The organism is Prauserella muralis (assembly GCF_003202285.1).
Taxonomy (GTDB): Bacteria; Actinomycetota; Actinomycetes; order Mycobacteriales; family Pseudonocardiaceae; genus Prauserella_B; species Prauserella_B muralis.
Genome location: NZ_MASW01000009.1, coordinates 44,833 through 63,505, shown reverse-complemented (window position 1 = coordinate 63,505; position 18,673 = coordinate 44,833). Strand labels below are relative to the sequence as shown.

At 67.2% G+C, this 18,673-nt stretch carries 22 protein-coding genes; 16 read left to right on the top strand and 6 right to left on the bottom strand.

What is annotated here, in order from left to right:
• The first annotated feature begins 15 nt into the window (after positions 1 to 15).
• A complete protein-coding gene (locus tag BAY60_RS35270; RefSeq protein WP_043829905.1) occupies positions 16 to 459 on the top strand; it encodes a pilus assembly protein TadG-related protein in 444 nt (147 codons plus the stop codon).
• Positions 460 to 563: 104 nt separating this feature from the next.
• On the opposite strand, the gene BAY60_RS35265 is transcribed toward BAY60_RS35270, so the two are convergent.
• The 5 genes from BAY60_RS35265 to BAY60_RS35245 form a co-directional block, all read right to left on the bottom strand.
• The gene (locus BAY60_RS35265; protein ID WP_043829872.1) at positions 564 to 896 is read right to left on the bottom strand and encodes a YnfA family protein; all 333 of its coding nucleotides are present in this window, start codon (positions 894 to 896) and stop codon (positions 564 to 566) included.
• Between the two features lie 51 nt (positions 897 to 947).
• Positions 948 to 1,721, bottom strand: a complete 774-nt coding sequence (locus tag BAY60_RS35260; RefSeq protein WP_043829870.1) for a MerR family transcriptional regulator — start codon at positions 1,719 to 1,721, stop codon at positions 948 to 950.
• A gap of 69 nt (positions 1,722 to 1,790) precedes the next feature.
• The gene (locus tag BAY60_RS35255) at positions 1,791 to 3,989 is read right to left on the bottom strand and encodes a hypothetical protein (protein WP_144024175.1); all 2,199 of its coding nucleotides are present in this window, start codon (positions 3,987 to 3,989) and stop codon (positions 1,791 to 1,793) included.
• A 98-nt stretch (positions 3,990 to 4,087) separates the two neighbouring features.
• On the bottom strand, positions 4,088 to 4,402 hold the full coding sequence (locus tag BAY60_RS35250) for a helix-turn-helix domain-containing protein (protein ID WP_043829901.1): 315 nt from the start codon (positions 4,400 to 4,402) through the stop codon (positions 4,088 to 4,090).
• Between the two features lie 13 nt (positions 4,403 to 4,415).
• Entirely contained in the window at positions 4,416 to 5,489 is a 1,074-nt protein-coding gene (locus tag BAY60_RS35245) for a tyrosine-type recombinase/integrase (RefSeq protein ID WP_043829899.1), read from the bottom strand.
• Between the two features lie 234 nt (positions 5,490 to 5,723).
• On the opposite strand from BAY60_RS35245, the gene BAY60_RS35240 reads away from it, so the two are divergent.
• Both BAY60_RS35240 and BAY60_RS35235 read left to right on the top strand, forming a co-directional pair.
• A complete protein-coding gene (locus tag BAY60_RS35240) occupies positions 5,724 to 6,161 on the top strand; it encodes a hypothetical protein (protein ID WP_043829868.1) in 438 nt (145 codons plus the stop codon).
• 92 nt (positions 6,162 to 6,253) lie between these two features.
• On the top strand, positions 6,254 to 9,298 hold the full coding sequence (locus BAY60_RS35235) for an AfsR/SARP family transcriptional regulator (protein ID WP_043829866.1): 3,045 nt from the start codon (positions 6,254 to 6,256) through the stop codon (positions 9,296 to 9,298).
• Positions 9,299 to 9,324: 26 nt separating this feature from the next.
• On the opposite strand, the gene BAY60_RS35230 is transcribed toward BAY60_RS35235, so the two are convergent.
• The gene (locus BAY60_RS35230; protein ID WP_158077475.1) at positions 9,325 to 9,699 is read right to left on the bottom strand and encodes a winged helix-turn-helix transcriptional regulator; all 375 of its coding nucleotides are present in this window, start codon (positions 9,697 to 9,699) and stop codon (positions 9,325 to 9,327) included.
• A gap of 1,755 nt (positions 9,700 to 11,454) precedes the next feature.
• Here BAY60_RS35230 and BAY60_RS35225 point away from each other — a divergent pair.
• From BAY60_RS35225 to BAY60_RS35175, 13 genes are all read left to right on the top strand, one after another.
• The gene (locus BAY60_RS35225; RefSeq protein ID WP_112285680.1) at positions 11,455 to 11,850 is read left to right on the top strand and encodes a hypothetical protein; all 396 of its coding nucleotides are present in this window, start codon (positions 11,455 to 11,457) and stop codon (positions 11,848 to 11,850) included.
• A 17-nt stretch (positions 11,851 to 11,867) separates the two neighbouring features.
• Entirely contained in the window at positions 11,868 to 12,155 is a 288-nt protein-coding gene (locus tag BAY60_RS36925; protein ID WP_043829862.1) for a hypothetical protein, read from the top strand.
• Between the two features lie 57 nt (positions 12,156 to 12,212).
• The gene (locus BAY60_RS35220) at positions 12,213 to 12,986 is read left to right on the top strand and encodes a DUF7178 family protein (RefSeq protein ID WP_144024176.1); all 774 of its coding nucleotides are present in this window, start codon (positions 12,213 to 12,215) and stop codon (positions 12,984 to 12,986) included.
• 21 nt (positions 12,987 to 13,007) lie between these two features.
• Positions 13,008 to 13,307, top strand: a complete 300-nt coding sequence (locus BAY60_RS36920) for a hypothetical protein (RefSeq protein ID WP_091680093.1) — start codon at positions 13,008 to 13,010, stop codon at positions 13,305 to 13,307.
• A 49-nt stretch (positions 13,308 to 13,356) separates the two neighbouring features.
• Positions 13,357 to 13,671: a hypothetical protein gene (locus BAY60_RS35215; protein ID WP_043829857.1), complete on the top strand. Its 315-nt coding sequence runs from the start codon at positions 13,357 to 13,359 to the stop codon at positions 13,669 to 13,671.
• Positions 13,672 to 13,869: 198 nt separating this feature from the next.
• Positions 13,870 to 14,433 carry a hypothetical protein gene (locus BAY60_RS35210; protein ID WP_146771136.1) on the top strand — a complete coding sequence of 188 codons (564 nt, stop codon included), beginning with the start codon at positions 13,870 to 13,872 and terminating at the stop codon, positions 14,431 to 14,433.
• Positions 14,434 to 14,588: 155 nt separating this feature from the next.
• Positions 14,589 to 15,371: a hypothetical protein gene (locus tag BAY60_RS35205; protein WP_143102011.1), complete on the top strand. Its 783-nt coding sequence runs from the start codon at positions 14,589 to 14,591 to the stop codon at positions 15,369 to 15,371.
• A gap of 149 nt (positions 15,372 to 15,520) precedes the next feature.
• A complete protein-coding gene (locus BAY60_RS35200) occupies positions 15,521 to 16,105 on the top strand; it encodes a hypothetical protein (RefSeq protein ID WP_043829851.1) in 585 nt (194 codons plus the stop codon).
• 99 nt (positions 16,106 to 16,204) lie between these two features.
• Positions 16,205 to 16,795, top strand: a complete 591-nt coding sequence (locus BAY60_RS35195) for a hypothetical protein (RefSeq protein WP_043829849.1) — start codon at positions 16,205 to 16,207, stop codon at positions 16,793 to 16,795.
• 36 nt (positions 16,796 to 16,831) lie between these two features.
• The gene (locus tag BAY60_RS35190) at positions 16,832 to 17,104 is read left to right on the top strand and encodes a hypothetical protein (RefSeq protein ID WP_146771135.1); all 273 of its coding nucleotides are present in this window, start codon (positions 16,832 to 16,834) and stop codon (positions 17,102 to 17,104) included.
• 5 nt (positions 17,105 to 17,109) lie between these two features.
• The gene (locus BAY60_RS35185; protein WP_043829846.1) at positions 17,110 to 17,367 is read left to right on the top strand and encodes a hypothetical protein; all 258 of its coding nucleotides are present in this window, start codon (positions 17,110 to 17,112) and stop codon (positions 17,365 to 17,367) included.
• Positions 17,368 to 17,372: 5 nt separating this feature from the next.
• On the top strand, positions 17,373 to 18,263 hold the full coding sequence (locus BAY60_RS35180) for a hypothetical protein (protein WP_112285678.1): 891 nt from the start codon (positions 17,373 to 17,375) through the stop codon (positions 18,261 to 18,263).
• 112 nt (positions 18,264 to 18,375) lie between these two features.
• Positions 18,376 to 18,648 carry a hypothetical protein gene (locus tag BAY60_RS35175; RefSeq protein ID WP_043829844.1) on the top strand — a complete coding sequence of 91 codons (273 nt, stop codon included), beginning with the start codon at positions 18,376 to 18,378 and terminating at the stop codon, positions 18,646 to 18,648.
• The last annotated feature ends 25 nt before the right edge of the window (positions 18,649 to 18,673 follow it).

Here is an 18,673-nt window from a genome sequence, read left to right as displayed (position 1 = left end):
GACGAGGACGGTCGGGTGACCGCGTTCGTCGTCATCATCGCGCTCGCCGCGCTGCTGTTCGCCGGGCTCGTGCTCGACGGCGGACTCGCGCTGGCCGCCAAGGTCCGCGCGATGGGCGAGGCACAAGAAGCTGCGCGGGCCGGCGCCCAGGAAATCGACCTGACCGCCTACCGCGCCGACGGCACCCTGCGCCTGGTCCCGCACCAAGCCACCGCAGCCACTCACAGCTACCTCTCCGCCGCGGGCCACACCGGCACCGTGTCGGTCGCCGGCAACACGGTGAACGTGACCGTCAGCATCAACCAGCCCACCCAGCTGCTCGGACTGGTCAACATCGGCTCGATCACGGTCACCGCAACCGGGCAAGCCCAACCACAGCGCGGAATCTCCGACGTTTCCCTGGGGTTCGCGAATTCTGAAGTGGACAGTGATGGGAACTCAAGTGGTGGTGGCCGGTAATGAGGGTACTGGGATGCTTGGGTTCACGAACCGATGGCGGGAGCGTTGGTCGGTTCTGGTACTCAGGAGCGTGTTGTCGGCGTTGCGGCCTGTTTGCCGTGGTGTCAGCCTCGGGGTGCGTACATGATGACGGCGACACCGATGAGGCAGAGCAGGGCGCCGGTGATGTCGTAGCGGTCGGGGCGGTAGCCGTCGAGGGCCATGCCCCAGGCCAGCGAGCCCGCGACGAAGATGCCGCCGTAGGCGGCGAGGATGCGGCCGAAGTGTGCGTCGGGTTGCAGGGTGGCGACGAAGCCGTAGAGGCCGAGGGCGATAACGCCGGCACCGATCCAGATCCAGCCGCGGTGTTCGCGGACGCCTTGCCAGACGAGCCAGGCGCCGCCGATTTCGGCGAGCGCGGCCAGCACGAACAGTGCAATCGACTTCAGGACGAGCACGAGCAACCTTTCCGAATGTTGCGTGGTGGCGCGGCGTGGCAGGGTGGCGGTTCAGCCGGGAGCGCCGAAGAGGTCGGCAAGCAGGGGGGCGGCGTCGTCGGGGGCGTGCACGTCAAACTGCAGCTCGCCTGCGGACAGGTGCAGCGTGAAGGTGAAGAAGGCGCAGCATTGCTGTTCGGCTGCAGCGAGGGCGGCGACTTCGCCTGCGGTGTGCGCGGGCAGGTGGAAGCGCAAGCCGCCGTCGATGGGGTCTCGGCGGTGGGCGTGGTCCAGCAGTTCGTGCCACTGCTGGGCTCGTTCGGCTTGATCGCTGCCGTTGAGCGTGCAGGCAATCGGTGCGGGCGTGGCCCCGTTGTCGCCGGTGTTGTCGGTAGCGGGGCGCGGTGGGCTCAGTTTGATGGGCGTGGGTTGTGGGTCGTGTTGGTGGTGCAGGAACCCGCAGCCGGGGTCGCAGCGGCCGGGTCGGGGCGGACCGTCGATCTCGGTCAGGGCCTGGCGCAGCCGCTCGGTGAAGGCGTCGAGTTCGGTGGCGCGTTGTTCGGCCTCGGCAATGCGGGCCGCGAGCATGGGGCGCAGCCGGTGTCGGACGTCGGTGCACAGGCCGTCTTCCCAGACCTGCAGCAGGTCGCGGATCTCCTCCAGGGGCAGGCCGAGTCGTTTGCCGGAGCTGATGAAGCCCAGCCGTTCGATGGCGTCGTCGCCGTAGAGTCGGTAGCCCGACTCGGACCGCTGGGCGGGCAGCAGTCCGGCTTGTTCGTAGAACCGCAGCGTGGTCGGGCGCACCCCGGCCCGCTCGGCCAGTTGAGAGATCCGATAGGTCGTCACACTCCGACGGTAAACCTTCGAGTCGACTCGAAGGTCAAGCTGTTGCCGCTGAGCACACAGGCCGTCGAGCTAGGCGTGTCGATCGCTGGTCGGCAGATCGGGAGGGTCGAGGACGACCGTGTAGCGCTCGGCGCCACCGACGGACAGGCCGAACAGGTCGCACAGGCGGCGGATATCGCCTCTGGTGGCGTGAACTTCGTGCAGGATGCGGTCTTCGCGCAGGGCCTGGGTGGACAAGCCCAGGCGGTGGGCCAGCCACTCGATCTGGACGGGGCGGGTGTGGTTGGCGCTGCGGTAGTGGATGAACAGGTGCGGGTTGGCGGTGGCGGGCCAGCGGGCAGAGCGGTAGTCGAGGTAGGCGCCCAGCCGCTGGCGTACCGGGCCGGCGAGCGGGATGGTGCGATCTCCGGCCTGCAGGTGGCCGTCGTGGACGTCGGTGAGCTGCAGGTTGCGCAGTTGCTGGGAAGACAGGGCGTGGAAGGCCACCAGCGCGGCGATCGCCGCCCGGGTGGTGTCCTCGCTGCACAGCGCCTCGCGGATGTCGTCGACCGGGGTGGGCAGGGGGATGCGGCCTGGTCCTCGACCGAGCGGGATACGCGCGGTCGGGTTGACGAACACGCGCTTGTGGGCTTTGAGCAGCCGGAAGATCGAGCGCAGCCCTTGGAGCATGGTGTGGCGGGGTGTGCCGGAGGTGGGCAGGATCGCGAGAACGTCATCGCGGGTGATCTCTCGGAGATGTTCGTGCCCGCGCACCGCCCAGGTTTGCAGTGCGGGCAGGGCCCATCGCAGTTTGGCCTGGATCGTGCGGGCCGCGCGGGGAATGCTGCGGGGTGGGCTGGTGTGGCCGTGGCGCATCACGTCGAACCACCACCGCAGGTCGGTCACCATCTCGTCGGGCAGGCCGGTGGTTTTGGCGGTGAACCAGCGTTCGATGGTCGGGACGCGGTCGTCGTGGAGGAATCCGTGGGCGGCCAGGACGTCGAGGATGGGGCGGACCGGACCATCGATGACGGACAGGGTGGCGACATCGCTGGCGTTGGTGGCCGCGCCGGGAGTGTCCTGCAGCCCCAGCAGGATGTGCAGGCCCGTCCGGGTGCGGGTGGCGACCTTGGAGTCCCAGCCATGCCGGGCGGCGTGTTCGGTGACGCACTCGTCGAGGTAGGCCGCAAGTCCTGGATCGGACGGGGCCGGAAAGCCGCGTGCATTCCCGGCATGCAGGTCGCGGGGCAGGGTGAAGGCAACCAGTTGCTGATGGCGTATCGGACAACGGGCGGGCAGCGGCCATGGTCTCTGCCGCCGGCGTTGGTCGGCCGCAGCGGCGCGAGCGGCGCGGACACCGAGCCCGGTGAACATGTCGGCGAAGTACAGCTGGTGCCCCCAGCGCCAAATGTGCTCGGCCTGGTCGGCATGGGTGCTGCTCGGCAGCCAGAGTGCCTGTTTACGGCACAGCCGGCACAGGCCGTTGGCGTTGACATGGCTCATCCGTGCGCAGATGACGCAGTCGGCACGGTCGGGGTGGTGGCGTCGCCAGCCGCGGCATCCTTCGCACAGCCAGGCGTTGCCGCGTCGGGTGCCCCACGCGTGGCAGTCCGGGCACGAATCCACCGTCAACGGCGAGAACCGGTGACAGCGCACACACAACCCGGCGGTGTAGTAGTCGCTGGTCGAGCCGCACTTCAGGCACGGTGGCGCAATCCCCGGGCCGCCGGGCTGGCAGGGGTAGCAGAAGTCCGACTGGGCCGTCTTGACCGGGCGTTGCCCGCAGCGAGTGCACGGCCGTGGCGTGGTCGTGGTGTTCGTGCGCATCGCGTCGAAGATGGTCCACTGCAGCACTTTCCGTGGCGGTGCGCCGGTGGCGGCGAACCGCGCGGTCGGCCCGGGCCGCAGCCCCGGCGGGCCAGGCCGAGTCGCCCGTCCCGCCCGGCTGCGGAACAGATCGGCGAAGAACAGCTGGTGCCCATGGCAGATCGCGGCGGCGAGATCGTCGGTGCCGACCAGGTCGGCTTGTCGCCAGCACAGTCGACACGCGCCCCAATTCGGGTCGAGGGCCACGCGCCGCCCGCAGGCGACACAGTCACCGAGCGGGCGGCGCTGTCGCCACGCGTGGCAGCCCTGGCACAGCCATTTACGAGTGCGGGTCGCGCCCCAGGCGTAGCAGTCCTCGCACGAGTCGATGGTCAGCGGGGAGAACCGGTGGCAGCGGGCGCACAGGCCCGCGCTGTAGTAATTCTCGGTCGCTCCGCAGCGCTGACACGGCGGGGGCGTCACCGGCCCGCCGGGCTGGCAGGTGCAGCAGTAGTCGACATGGCGGTGCTTGACCGGGCGAGTCCGGCATACGCTGCACAAGCGCGGCCATGGCCGGCCACTCACGCCGGCGGCACAGACCGGTGCCGACCGAACCGGGGCGTGACCACTGCCCCTCCCGTGGCCTCGGCCGTCTTCTGCGGCCTGCGGGCGGCCACCTTGTCCGGTTCCCGGATCAGTAGCTCGGTCGGTTCACACTCCAGCACCGCGCAGATCACATCGAGGTCATCCAGCCGGATCGTGGTCGGCGTGCCGGTCCACAAGGCTGACATCTTGCCCGCACTGATCTCCAACCCAGCCTCGGCCAACCGGCGGCGCATCTCCGTGGACTTCCAGATACCCGCCTCAGCTGCTTTCATCCGCAGATTCCACCGCATCAGCACACCTCCGCTACTGCATGAGCCGGGAGGCCACCCGCTGGTTGGCCGTCTCCCAAGCATGTTCGATGTGGTTGGCGTGGACATGGATGTAGCGCGTCGTCGTCGACAACCATTCGTGACCCAGAATCTCTTGTATCGCTTTGAGATCCATGCCTCGCTCGTACAGCGACGAGGCGCAGAAGTGCCGCAAACCGTGCGGTGTCAACCGACCCACCCATACTGGAAGCCACCGGTCGACAGCATCCGCCAGGCTGGAACGCAATGCGTCATCGCCGATCCGCACACATCGCCCGGTGTCGCGGTCGCGGCGCTCACTCGGCAGCAGTGGGGCATCCGGATCAGACCAATCCGGACCGAACTGGTGGCGCACATCGGTCAGCCACCACTCCATCAAAGCGTCGACCTCTTCGATCGCGGGTACCAGACGAGGTTTGTGCCCACGCCCTCGGCTGCCCTTGCCGAACCGGACATGCAACTTGCCCCGTTCACCCAGATCGGGCCGCCAGTCGCGAATGTCAAGCATCAGCGACTCCGTGATCCGCAAACCCGCCCGACGCCACAACGAGGCCGCCATGTAGTCACGTGCCGCCGGCAAGAACTTCCGGGCATGCGGCAACGCCTCACGCCACGCGCCAAACAGTACCTCGACCTCCTGCTGCCCAGGTGGCACCCGCACAGCGACGTAGTCCGGCTTGGACGGACGGTTGAACTCATCCACCGGCTGCTCGAGAACATGACCGGTCAGCGCGTGGATGTCTCCCTGGTAGCGCGCCACGAGGAACTCGAAGAACGCCGTCAGCGTCCCCGCCTTGCTGTACACCGTGGACGCCGCCCGGCCACGCCTGCGCTGGTCAGCCAAGAACCGATCAACATCCTCAGCGCGAGTCGTCCACACCGGTCGGCCAGTGAAGCGCACGAACTCGAACACCACCGACCGATACGACCCCACCACACCGTCCGTCACACCGGCGCCGACCTGCGCCAGAGCGAACTGATCCACCAACTCCTGCTCAAAGTCCTCGAACTCTGCGGCAGTGCGCAATCGCCGCGCGGCCCCCAACGACCGCACCTCAGCCAACGCCACGGACACCCCTGTTCAATCGGAGAACGAATGTGTCAACAACATCGGCATCTCGTCGAGAATCTCGACCATCAATCGGATTCTCCACACCAACGAGTGAACCCACTCCCACCAAGACAAGCGCCCGACCTGGCGCTAATGGTCCCCAACGAACCCACGGCAGTTCAGGCAGTACTCCCATGACCACCCTCACACGCTCGTACCCAACTCAGTGCCACAACGGGGAAGGAGACCAGGATGGCGACGACTGAAGAGATCGAACGCCGCGTCGAGGAAGCGGACGCGGCCCGCAGCGCGAAGAGGGCCGCTGCGGCCAAGCGCGTCGGTGAGCTCGCACAGCTGCGGGCAGAAGTGGCCGAGAAACTCGGCGACATCGAGCGAGAGCTCGGTGACGTTCTCGCCGAGTCCAGTGACGTCATCGGCGTCGACGAGCTGGCCAAGTTCACCGACGTACCGGCCGCCGACCTCACCCAGTGGCTCAACGGCCGGAAAGCAACTCGCCCCAAGCGCAAACGGTCCACCGCCAGCGCGCCAACCACCAAGAGCGACGCGAGCGGGCCACAGACCACAGCGAAGACACCGCCGGCCAGCCAGACGTCCGCATCACCCGAAGTCGGCGGGCCTCGCAGCGGCGCGACGGACACGTCCAGCCGGGTTCCCGCGGCGGTGACGTGACATCGCCGCTCCGGCTCGTTCACCGTCCGCCGCTGTCTCGGGTGGCGACCGCGGAGTCGTAAACCTGCACGTTCCAAGGAATTGAGCACGTCGTGACCGCACACTCGCACTTCTCTCGCCGGAAGCCGATACGGCCGAGCACAGGACGCCATGCCGGGTGGGCGCTGGCCGCCAGCCTGCGGTTCGTGCGCGGTCTGCTCGCGTTCGTCGTCCTGCTCGCCCTCGTGGCGGGTCTGCCTTGGGCCTTGGTGCACTTCGTGAGTTGGCCGCTGCCCGACCACGTGCCGACCTGGGACGAGATCCAGGCGACGCTGCTCAACCCGATGAGCGCGCAATTCCTTCTCAACACCTTGGCGGTGCTGTGCTGGATCGTCTGGTTCTTCTTCGCGCTTGACGTCCTGCGCGGCACCATCGACGCGGCGCGCGGGATCACCTGGCCGCAGGTCCGCCCACCCGGCCCGCTGCACGGGCTGGCCGCGGCCCTGATCGGCACCATCGTGCTGACCTTGCTCGCCAACCGGACCCCGTACACGGCTCCCACCCCGACCACCGCGGACCTGACCGCCGATATCACGCCGGTCGCGGTCGTCGCACCGCTGACCCCAAGACCAGCCACCCAGGCCGCGGCTCCGCAGGCGGCCGTCGTCCCGGCGACCACGTTGGTGGTCGATCGGGCAGCGCCGGCCCCGCCGGGCATGGTCCAGGTCACCGAGGAGGTCCGGCTCCCGCACGACGGGATCTACGACAGCCTGTGGCGGGTCGCCGAACGCATCTACGGTCCCGGCGGCGGCAGCCGCTGGCCCGATTTGTTCCAGCTCAACCGTGGTGTGGAGCAGCCCGACGGCCGCGCGCTGACCAAGCCCAACCTCGTGCGCCCCGGCTGGAAGATCACCGCCTACGTCCCTGCCCCACCCGAACAGCATCCCCCCGGCGAGCAGCAGCCGCAGGTGCCGCCCCAGCAACCACCACCTCCGACGAGCACCGCGCCGACCACTCCACCGTCAACACAGCCCGCACCGGACACGACCCCGGCGCCGGCCCCGCCGGACGAGGCCGGCGAGCACCGCGAAGACCAGGCCGAACCAGGGCTGGACCTGCTGACCGACGTGTTTGTCAGCCTCGGCCTCGCCGGAGCCATCACTGCGGCCATGGTGTCGGCCCGGATGTGGCGCCGACGACACTACCGCATCGGCAGCGGCGACCGCGCCGACCTGCAGCGCCCGATCGCGCCCGTGGTCCGCGCACTTCGGGCCGCGTACGACCAGGAAGACGACAGTGACCGCAGGCCCGGTGAGGACGTGGAGTTCGTCGACCTCGCGCCAGCCCCACCGCGGATCCACATCACCGCGGCCGGGGCCCTGGAACCCGACGACAAACCAGTCCCAGTCCCGGCGAGGGTCGGCGTGCGGGGCGGTCGCGAACTCGCCTTGAACCTCGCCAGCACCCGCGGTCTTGGCCTCGCCGGCCCCGGCGCGCCCGCCGCTGCTCGCGCGCTACTGCTGCACCTGCTCACCGAACATCAGCCCGGCGAGGGCATCCACGTGCTCGTGCCCGCCGACGACCTGCACCTCGTCTTCGATGGCGCCGACGTCGAGAGCCTGCCGTCCACCGTCCACGTCGTCGCCACGCTCGACGCCGCTCTCGACGAGATGGAAGCGGCCCTGCTCACCCGCACGCGCCATGCCATCGAGGAGACCGATTCCCAGCCCACGCCGGCCTCGCTCGTGCTGCTCGCCAGTCCTGCACCTCACGCCGAACGGCGCCTGCAAGCCGTGCTCGACAACGGCTCGCCCCTCGGCCTGGCTGGTGTGCTCCTCGGCCAGTGGCGCCCCGGTGCGACCGTGCGCGTCCGCCACGACGGCACCGTCAGCGCGACCAGCCCCGGTTTCGGCGACGCCCTCGCCGACACACGCCTGTTCAGCCTGCCCGCCACCGACACCACCGAGTTGCTTGCTGTGCTCCGGGACGCCGAAGGCCCCGCCGACCTGACAACACACGACTACGCAACCAGTGGCCTCACCGGCGACGAGCACACACCGCCTGCGGACGATCACGACGTCGTACCCACCCCACCCGTCCCCGAGCAACGCTCGGTCGACGAGATGACCCAGCTCGAATCCACCCGCCCGCTAGAACAAGAAGCCGGCGAGCAGCCCCCACCGAGCCCGAGCCTGCAGCTGCTGGACGTCCAGCCCATCCCCGTGGATGTCCAGCCGACGAGCCCGACCTCAGCCAGCCGGGATGACACCGAGGACCGCCGCACGGCCGCCGAGGACGTCAAGCCAGCCGCCGATCAGGCACCGGCCGCCGAGGAATCTCTGCAGCCGAAGAACGGTCACGGCGCAGCATCACAGCGCCCGCTGGTCGTGCGCGTGCTGGGACGCCTGCACCTGACGCTGCACGACGACGAGGGAGACCGTGTGCTCAGCGGCGTGCTGACGCCGAAGCAACGGGAAGTGCTCGTCTACCTCGCGCTGCACCCCCACGGCGTCCGCCGCGAAGTCCTCAACGAGGCCGTCTGGCCCGACAGCCGTCCGCCACGGCCGTACAACTCGTTCCACAACACCCTGTCCATGTTGCGCCGCGCGCTCACAGACGCCACCGACGGCAGGATCAACAACCTCGTCCTCAACAACGATGGCCGCTACCAGCTCAACGACGAACTCGTCGTCGACTACTGGCAACTCCAGCACGCCCTACAGGCACCACGCCCCACCGACACCGAGGCCCAGGCTCAGCTGCACGACGCCGTCGAGCTCTACCAGAGCGACCTCGCCGAGGACCTACTCGTGCCCTGGATCGAACCGTTCCGCGAGGCCACCCGACGCGACGTCCTGGACGCGCTCGGCGCCCTGATCCGCGCTCACGGCGACAGCGATCCAGAAACCATGCTCACACTGCTGGAACGCACCCGGAAGCTCGACCGCTACAACGAGGGCGTCTACCGCGACATCATCCGCACCCAAGCCCGTCTCGACCAGTACGCCGCCATCCCACGTACCCTCGCGCTGCTGACCACCACACTGGACGAGATCGGCCAACGCCCCAGCCCCGACACGCTCAACCTCGCCGACTTCCTCCAACGCCGCGGCAGCACCCGGAAGCCGATCTCCACCGACAACGCCGCGGCCAGCTGAACCGCATCCGACAGCGCAGCGATGCCTCAGTCGGGCTGATCGTCGTCATCCTGCGACGACTCGCCATCGTCCGGCGCCTTCTGCAAGCGCTCGATCAGATCGAGGTTCTCTTCCGCCCAGTCGATCAGAGGCCGCGCCCGGACCAGTAAATCCGCGGCGGCAGGAGTCAGCGAGTACACCACCGACCGCGGAAACGTCCGCTCCTCGACCCGATCCACCAGACCGGCGGTCTCCATCCGCCGCAACGTCCGGCCCAACGCCCGGCTCTGAATCCTGCGAACCGTCCCGGTCCACGGATCGAACGTCGTCATTTCCTGAATGGCGGTATGGAGCTCGCTGTAATGCAGCGGACCTGCACTCAACGCCACCAAAATGTGCGTGATCCATTCCCCGTTCAGCACGTGGCGGAGATCCCGCGACCGCGCCAGGTACCTAGCGTCCCCCGTTACCATGTACACCCCCCATAATCGTTCGTGACGGCCCGCCTACACCCCGCCCCCGCGGCACAGGCGACCCTGATATTCAAAAATGAGAATCGCCTCCTTTCTGGCCAGAAGGCGTATAATCGTCTCCGCCATCGGCCACCTCGGTTGATCAGTGTCAAGGTTGTCAACGCTACGTCAAACGGGGTACCCCGTGCAGGGTATTTCTACTTAGGACGAACAGGCGTCACCACATCGAGTGACCAACTAGTAGATCAACAGCACGGTCAGTGATCCTCTTGTAGCGTCCTGGCCACCTACCCGGCGACGGTCCGATTCAGCTGCCTGCTAGAGCGGTAGCCCTCCAACCCTGCGAAGTGCCTGGTTACGCAGTCCGCGGGGGCTACCGATGTAACGCCCGACTCGGTGGCCGGCAGGCACATGAACAGTCGATTTGGGTGGGGGGTCACCTGCCGTTACTCGTGACCCCGTGGTCACCCTGGCTGCGTTGCTCACCACCCGGTCCGTACCCCACTTCCCGCTGTTTGATGGCCATGCATTGGCCCGACTCTCGCTGCTCCGCTGCTCGGTCGCATCCCCTGTCGCGCATTCGCCGCTGATCAACTCCGTCCGAATCTGACACTTTGTATCAATTCGCGGCCGATTGTCGCTTGCGCTTGACAATCACAATTTCGACCGCATGTCAATACTCAAACTTGGTTTGAGTTCTCTCGGGTTGAATCGCATGAGCTGAAATGAGGACTAGACGCGCTCGCGATTACCATTTCTCGGCATTTCGCCATTCATAAACCCAGAAAAGCAAGAGATGAGCTGTCCGCTCCGCTGGGCGTCGCCGTGCCTTGCCGCTGTCGGCTCTTCTATGCCCGGTTTGGACAGTCACCCCGAGGGGGCGCGGCTGACTCTGCGCAGCTCTGACCCAGCGACTTTGCGCCACGAGGTAACGGAACGGTAACGACGAGTCCTCTTGGGCTTGCAAAGTGTGGACTCAGGGTGTGTACTTCTACATGTCGACTCCACGCCAAGAAGTCAACGGAACGAATCGAGAGGGTGAGGACCAGGGCACGGCGTCCCTGCGAGCTCTCCGATTCGGTCAGTACCTCCTTCCGGGTGTCGAGATGACAGTAGTCCCGTAAAGCGCGGGCAACGGCTTGGGCCGTGCGGACAGCAGCGAAACCGTGCAGAGCAGCGTGAAGAACGACGCGTAGCCAAACGCGCATTTCTAATCTGGAGTGCGTAGTAACTGCGCTTGCAGCTTCGCGACGTAAAGCTCTTGCTATAGAGCGGAGAAGCGCGCATAAATGGCATGCCTGCCACAGGTATGTCCCCAAGATAAGTCAATGGTGGTCTAGCACCGAAAAACGTCGCAATGTGTAGGCGTTCGGGGTTGTTTTAGGCGGTTGCCGACATTGGGTTTCTCTGGCTTGAGAGCGTCGCTCTCGCCTGCCCATAGCACGCCAAACCCTTACGGGCATGGTTCCTGGCATTGTGCGCTAGACATAACGGCTTATCCCAACAGTGTTTTAGAGATTCAGGGAATGTGCCATCGAAACGCGCAACCCTCACCCGTGAGCAGTGCCGTATTGCCCGGATACCAGGATGTGTCCCTTTTGCGGAGATCTCACAAGGGCGAGGGTTGCGCGCCTCGATGCCAGTTCACAACTGGCCTGAATCGCTGCCAGTCAACCACTTTCGTATACGAAATGGAGTACCGCCATGACTATGTCTCTGATCGATTGGTCCGCCCGTATTAGCGCGATGGCGGACGCTCTGTCCGTTCCGGACGGCGGTTTTTCTGTCAAACCTGACGACGGTTCGGACGTCCGTACCGGCTATGCGGTTGCCGTTCATCCGGAACACGAACGCGTTTTCGACGGTACCGTGACCAGCAACGACCTAAACGAGTACATCGCGCGAGCGAAAGACGCTCTTTCGCTGCGCGGTCGCGTTCTCGGCGGATGGCGCGACCCTGCGACCGGTCGCGTCTACCTGGACGTTTCCGTCGTGACCGCGGACCTGTCCGAGGCAGTGACCCTCGCGCAGGAAACCGCCCAGCTCGCCATTTTCGATTTTTCCGCTATGGAATCCATTCCGGTCACGGTCGCGGCATGAGTCAAGGAGTGAAACCGATGAGTGCAGTCATCGTCATGATCAGTGACGGACAAGCGCGACGCATCGCTTTCGAGTGGCATAGCGGTATGTCGTCCGCTCTGTATTCCCTCGCGTCATCGGGCGCGATTGACCTTGACCGCGTGCGGGATGAGATCTCCCGTGAGCTGTGGAAACTGGACGTCGGAGAAGTGCGACGCGAATTGCTCGCATTGGACAAATACGTACGAACGGCCGGCGCGCGTCCCGTGCAATCGGGATGGTCCCGCTTGTGGGACGACTCGCCGGTAAGCGTGAATCACACCTAAGAGGACTGAATTGTCATGCCTGCCCCCAGTGATCACCCATGGTTCCGGGCGCACCCCGTGAGCCACGAAAACATCGTGTGGCACTGGGAACAGGCCACATCCGACGAAATCGCGCAAGGAATGCGCTGGTATGCCGATGCTCACCACGTGGCAACCGCCATCGGGAACGATGACGCTCATCTCGGCGCCGGAATGCTCGCGATTTACTCACCGCAACAGGGATGGATCGGCAACGTCCTTAATGCCGCTCGCGTACTGCGCGAGCGTAAGGGAATCGGCGGGCCCGGTTCCGGAATGTTCGCCACGACCGGCCAGAAACGCGCCGCGGATCGGCTACTCAAGGGCGAACGGTATGAGGACATCCTCAACGGTCCGAAAATCCGCGACTTTGCCCACCTGATCGAGTTCGGCGGAGATCAAGACTCGGATGACCCGCATGTGGTGATCGATCGACACGCGCTCTCGGTGGCGCACGGTCGCGCGCTCACCTCCGAGGAGTACGACTCCGCGCCGGTCAACGGGTTCCGCCGCAAGGACGGATCGATTTCCCGTCGGCAGTACGACCACGTGGTCAGCCTGTACCGCCGTGCCGCGGACCTGATCTCCACACGCACGGGAGAGCGGATCTCGGCGCACCAGGTCCAGGCCGTGACCTGGTTGGTCCGTCAACGGCTCAACCAGGAAGCCGAACAACGGCGCGGCCCCAACCGGCTGGACAAGGGACGCAACCAGGCTCGCGCGAATTCCGAACGCGCATGGAACGAATTCCGCACCGTGTTCCTGCCCGACCTAGCCACGTGCCCCGGTACGGGCTACCAGTCAGCCGCCTAAAGCATCCCGAGTGAGGTCACGATGACTGACACACAACACCGTTCGATTCCGACAACCGTGATTCGGATCGGTGATCTCATATTCCTGGACAGTTTCTCCGGACTCGTACCGGCCAAGGTGAGCGGGTACACCCCGCGCGGCGAAATCGCCGTGTTGGTGACCGCCACGCGCGGCGCCTACCGCCGTGGCGAACACACCACATTCACCCCGAGCGGTTGTGTTCCGCGCGCACACGTGCGCGTGCGTTGCGGACAGTTCCGCATCTTCGGTGCGTGGACCTTTGGCGGGCTGCGCGACGAATTCCAACCGCGCTGGGCCTGAAACCCGCGCACCTTCCCTCGTCCTACCGGTCAACGCCAAGGGAGGCGACATGTCCACCGACACGGACACGGCCAACGTCGTTAAGCTCCACTTTCAGTACGCCCAAAACGGCTACGTCATGACAGACGACACGTACGGCGAACAGGACGCCGATAGCGCGGTCGCGTTCACTCGTGACGGGTGTGCGTTCGTCGCCTGCGAGCGGGCACCGCGCGGACGTTGGCGTATCGAGTCCACCGACGGCGAAGCCGGTCCGGTGCCGCTGTCCGCCTATCGGTACCGACTTTCGGACCTGGCGGACGCTGCGGAGTACGTCGCCAAGAAGTGCGGCGCCACGGTCCGCCGAGTCGATTCCTGGATCTAGCGCAATCGTCCAGCGCATCCCGAAATTTCACTGATAGTCAGCCGCGTGTCTCGGCGCCCGTTCATACGGGCGCCGCGCAGCTCTCACCCGCACGCAATGGTTGCAACGGCTCTGCTTTCCGTTGCGGATTGTTCGACTCATCCGCGCGCACGTCATCACCACCGTTTCCCGAATCAGTAAAGGAGTTCAACCATGTTCGTGTACGGCGTGTCCATCACCGATATTCACAGCGTCGTACGCGACGTGTCCAGCGCGCTCTACGACGGAAACATAACCACGCACACGGGTGAGGATCGCAGCAACCGCGCCGGACCCCGCGCCACGTTCACCCTTCGCACCACCGACACAGCGGGTTCCGGCGCCAAGGGAAGCGCGTCCGCGTTCGGCAAGGGCACCGGCCCGAACGGCAGGCGCAGCACCATTTCCGCGTGCTGGCACGCCCACTACGACGTGCTGGCTGAGTTGTTCGCCCGATTCCCGGCCGCCCGCGTGGTGACCGCGATCGCCACCTATACCGCGCCCACGTTCCGGGAACGCGCGTTGGCCACCGCCTGCCTGAATGTCGGAAGCCAGTTGTACCCGGTGACCGCGCCGGACTGCTGCGAATGCGATCACACCGGTTACGTCGACACCTTCGACCAGGTCGCCGGCACCGGTTACGTCGACGACTCCTACTGGATGCCGTCCGGCGACGCGATGCGCCCGAACACGGACGTCGACTACTTCCTTGATCAGCTCGACCGCGTGCTCGCAGAACAGTGACGCCCTTTTCCCATCACCTCCGCACATTCACGCAATTCGACCGACGAAAGCGAGCACCCACGCTGACCACAGGCCACTCGACCACCCTGGACGCTCTGCGCGCGGAGCTCGACCGGGAACGCGCACGGGCCGACTCCTTGGAGACGGTGAACCGTGTGCAGGCCGGCAGCCTCACCAGCCTGGCCAGGCTCGCGGAGGAACTCCGCTGCCAGGTTGCCGACCTGCACGACGACGCGCTGAGCTCGAACCCGATGCCTGTACAGGGCCTGCGCAACGTCACCGGCCGCATGGACGGCTTGGCGACGACCTTGAGCCGCGCGGCACGCGGCTACTCCGGCGCCCGGACCACGGACATGATCTACCCGACCGTGGACGACGACCTCCGCGCACACGGGTGGACGCCCCGACCGGACCGGGGCCTGGACGGCGTGTTGCCACCGATCCCGATCACCGAGCTGGGCGACCGGCGCGGCTATGCGCGCGGCTGGCATCGCGGCCCGCAATGGATCACGTTGTGGTTCACCGGGCCGTGCGCACTGGCCTACGCGGACAGCAGCGACCACGGCCGGCTCACCGACGTCGACGGCGTACGTGCCGTGATCACCTCCCGCCGGCCGTTGTCCGCGGACGCACTGGCCGAATGGGTCGCGGCCCGGCAGCAGGCGCACACGGTGCCGTTCGATGCCCCGTACGTCCGGGTGTTCGCGCACCTGCGGTCGTCCTGGGGTGGGGGCCTGGTCGTCGATGATCGGTGCGACGAACACGGCGCCCCCGCGCCCGAGGGGCCCGGTAAGCGCTCCGTGTGGGCCTGCCCGAGCGACCCCGATTTCCGGCTCTACGTCTGGGGAATCGGCAACCAACCGGCCCACGTCCGCTACTGGGCCGGGCCCGTGGTCGACATGGCCCACCTGGTCCAGATCACCGGCCACTGCCGCTGACCTCAGCCCCTTTCCGCACCCGCCGACCGACCGTCCGTCGACGGTCGGCCGGCGCCTCGTCGTGCGCCGGTTACCGCCACACCTCACCACCAAGTCGGCCGGCTCGGCTCGGACTGGCTCGTCGACCAGCAACCCCACGGAGAACCCCAATGACAACCCTCGACCTCGCGCACACTGTCGCCGAGCACCTCGGGACCGGATGGCGCGCCTACACCGGCAAGGCCGACGACGGCTCGGAAGCCCATCTCGCCGGACCGAACGATCAGGTCCTCGACCTGGTCGACGGCACCACTACCGGCCGCAAGACCGACCGGGACCGATTGATCATTATCGGTCACCTCGGCTTCCTGCGCAACCATGTCCCGCAGGACCACGAGCAGGACCACAAGATCACCGTGGGCCGGTGCAAACCGCCCGACGTGATCGCCCACGAGACCCGGCGCCGGCTGCTGCCGAATTATGAGACCGCGCTGCACGCGGCCTGGGACGAGAAGCACGCCAGCGACGGCATCGCCGCCGCCCGTGAGCAACTCGCGGCGACCGTCGCGGCCCGCCTGGGCGTGCAGCGCCAAGACCAGGCGACCGACTTCCACTTCGGCACGGTCGACGCAGGCGTCCACGGCCGAGTCTGCGTGCGGCCCGGCGCGTCCGACTCGGTGTTCACCGTCCGCGTCCCGCACGACCGGGTGACCGAGTTCGCCCGGCTGCTGGCCACGTTCGGACACCTTCCTTGATCACCTCCGGCCGTTCGGTCCACCCCTCCGGTGGCCGAACGGCCGGCCTGTGCCCTTGCCGATTCCGCTCACTTCCGGCCCGAAGGGACCGATACCGCCATGACCACCACCTCCTCCACCGCCCCCGTGGCGGACGTTCTCGACTGCGGCCACCCACCCACCCCGGACCCCAGCGGGATCGGCACCGGCCGCGCGATCGACCCGACCACCGGCGCCACGAGCTGCTACCCGTGCTCGAACGAACGCGAACGCCACGCGATGACCCGCGCGAACACCTTCGTCGCCTACGTGTCCTCGGCCGGCGACGCGCTGATTACCGCGCCCGGCGGGCACCTGGCCACGATCGACCCCACCGACGCCCACCAGGTCGGCCGGCGCACCTACACCCCGTCCGGCGGGATGTGGACCCGCTACGTCTGGCACGCCACCGACGTCGACGGAGGCCGCTGGGCAGGCGTCAACGGCGGCCCTGGCCTCGTCATCCGCGTCCACCGGCTGCGCGTGTGCACCTGGCAAACCGAGTTCGGCAACGGCGGCGCGCCGCGCTACTGCCACCGCCGCGCCACCCACGCCGGCCAGGGCGGCGCCTTCGACCTCTACTACCGCACCCACGCCCGCCAGGTCTTCGACCTCTACGGCTGGACCACCACCGCCCTGCCACCCCGCGAACTCGCCCAGACCCGCGCGTGAATCGCGCCACCACAAAGAAAGGAGCCCTTCGTGTTCATGAAGTTCTACGACCGCCTCGACCTGTCACGGCTGCGTCTGGACGACGTGCACACCGTGCCCGCCAACCGCGCCAAGGCGCTCGACGTGGCGCGGGACCGCCACCTTCCGCGCCAGTCGCTCACCCGCATGGGCTTATGGGTCTACGTCTTCCAACTCGGCGCCGACGTCCATCTCGGCACGGTCACCCTGGCCGGCGCCCAGCCCGGACCCGAGAACGTGGTCACGCTGCCGGTCCGCCAGCTCGGCCACTGCACCACCCCCGGCCGCTGACCGAGATGGCCGGCCTGCTGGCCGCGGTCGCCGAGGACTACCCGCCCACCGCCCTGACCGCGCTGCTGGCCGACAGCCTCACCAAGGTCCTCGACCTGTGGGCCGACGCCCGCCGCAACGGCCGGACCACGATCGACATCCGCGACCTCGACCGCGCCGTTACCAGCGAATTCGCCCCCGCCATCCGCGCCTGGCGCACCGGCGACGCCTTCCCACGCCCCCGCCTGGCCGACACGGCCTGGCCCGAACCCGTTCCGAGGTGAACACCATGCCTATCGACGACCCCACGACCGCAACCCCGTCCGAGATCGACGAAGAGCTCGCCCGGCTCGGCATCGAGCATGCCAAGGCCACCGACACCGTCAACGGGCTCACCGCCCGCGTCCACCGTCTGGTGAACGACGGCATGGCCGAGTACGCGACCGAGTTGCAGCCCCGGATCGAGCAGGCCCGCCAGACCATCGCCGAGTGCGAGGCCGCCGCGCGCCCCCTCGATGCGGAGTTCGAGCGTCGGGGCGGCTGGACCCGCGCCTGGCTGGTCCTCAACACCGGCGGCCACGTCCACCGCACCATGGAGTGCCGCACCTGCTTCCCCTCCACCCGGTTCGCCTGGCTCACCCAGCTCTCCGGGCACGACGAGACCGAGATCGTCGAGCAGGCCGGCAAGGCCGCATGCACCGAGTGCTACCCCAGCGCGCCGGTCGACATTCGCAACCAGCCCAGACGGATCAAGACCCCCGAGCAACTCGCGCGGGAAGCCGAGAAAGCCGAACGCGCGAAAGCCAAGGCCGCGAAAGCGATCACCGCGCCGGACGGAACACCCTTGCGCACTAAGGGGTACGGGCAGATCGACACCGAGTTCACGGCCCGTCGCTCCTACTTAGACGCCTTGGCCTACGCCCGGTATCTGACCAGGGCAAGCATCGCCCACCACCGAGACACCATCGCCGAGTACCGCGAGGACGCGCAGCTCATCCTGGCCGCGCTGGCCGCGCTGGCCGCACCGAGGACGACTTGCGCGCCGAACTGGCTCCCAAGGTCGAAGCCAGGTGGAAGCGCGAATACAAGTAGCGGCGCCCTCTGTCGCCTGTGTCTGGCTTGGAACGCGTCCCCTGCCTACGCACCTATCCGCTTCCCACGAGAGGACCCCTACCGATGATTCTGGTCGAAACGCTGGAAGACCTGGTTTACAACTACCTCGAAGATCCCGCCCGGCCCGGCCCGGTTCGGCCGTCGGCAAGGTCAACGCGCAAGACCTGGTCAGCCGCGTCGTGCAGCACCTCGCCGAGCGCGGGGTCGACGTGGCTTTTCAGGACGGCTCGCGCCTCACCACATCAGGCAGCACGCCCCGGCGGCCGGAGCCCGAGCGGCACCGCCTTCCCTTGGTACTTCAGGAAAACGACGACGGGCACGTCCGCATCTACTGCGACGGCCGCGACTGCGTCTGGTCCTGGCCGCTCTACCAGCACGCGAGCGCGCAGACCAACGGCGACACGATCACCAAAGCTGTCGAGCACGCCCTCCGGCGACACCGCCACACCTGACCACTCCGGCTACCAGCTACGCCAC

Bases quoted from the DNA above. Each gene is read 5' to 3' on its own strand.
- BAY60_RS35190 (WP_146771135.1), top strand. From the start codon at position 16,832: ATGAAGTTCTACGACCGCCTCGACCTGTCACGGCTGCGTCTGGACGAC.
- BAY60_RS35195 (WP_043829849.1), top strand. From the start codon at position 16,205: ATGACCACCACCTCCTCCACCGCCCCCGTGGCGGACGTTCTCGACTGC.
- BAY60_RS36920 (WP_091680093.1), top strand. From the start codon at position 13,008: ATGACTGACACACAACACCGTTCGATTCCGACAACCGTGATTCGGATC.
- BAY60_RS35185 (WP_043829846.1), top strand. From the start codon at position 17,110: ATGGCCGGCCTGCTGGCCGCGGTCGCCGAGGACTACCCGCCCACCGCC.
- BAY60_RS35225 (WP_112285680.1), top strand. From the start codon at position 11,455: ATGACTATGTCTCTGATCGATTGGTCCGCCCGTATTAGCGCGATGGCG.
- BAY60_RS35200 (WP_043829851.1), top strand. From the start codon at position 15,521: ATGACAACCCTCGACCTCGCGCACACTGTCGCCGAGCACCTCGGGACC.
- BAY60_RS35250 (WP_043829901.1), bottom strand. From the start codon at position 4,402: ATGCGGTGGAATCTGCGGATGAAAGCAGCTGAGGCGGGTATCTGGAAG.
- BAY60_RS35215 (WP_043829857.1), top strand. From the start codon at position 13,357: ATGTCCACCGACACGGACACGGCCAACGTCGTTAAGCTCCACTTTCAG.
- BAY60_RS35240 (WP_043829868.1), top strand. From the start codon at position 5,724: ATGGCGACGACTGAAGAGATCGAACGCCGCGTCGAGGAAGCGGACGCG.
- BAY60_RS35180 (WP_112285678.1), top strand. From the start codon at position 17,373: ATGCCTATCGACGACCCCACGACCGCAACCCCGTCCGAGATCGACGAA.
- BAY60_RS36925 (WP_043829862.1), top strand. From the start codon at position 11,868: ATGAGTGCAGTCATCGTCATGATCAGTGACGGACAAGCGCGACGCATC.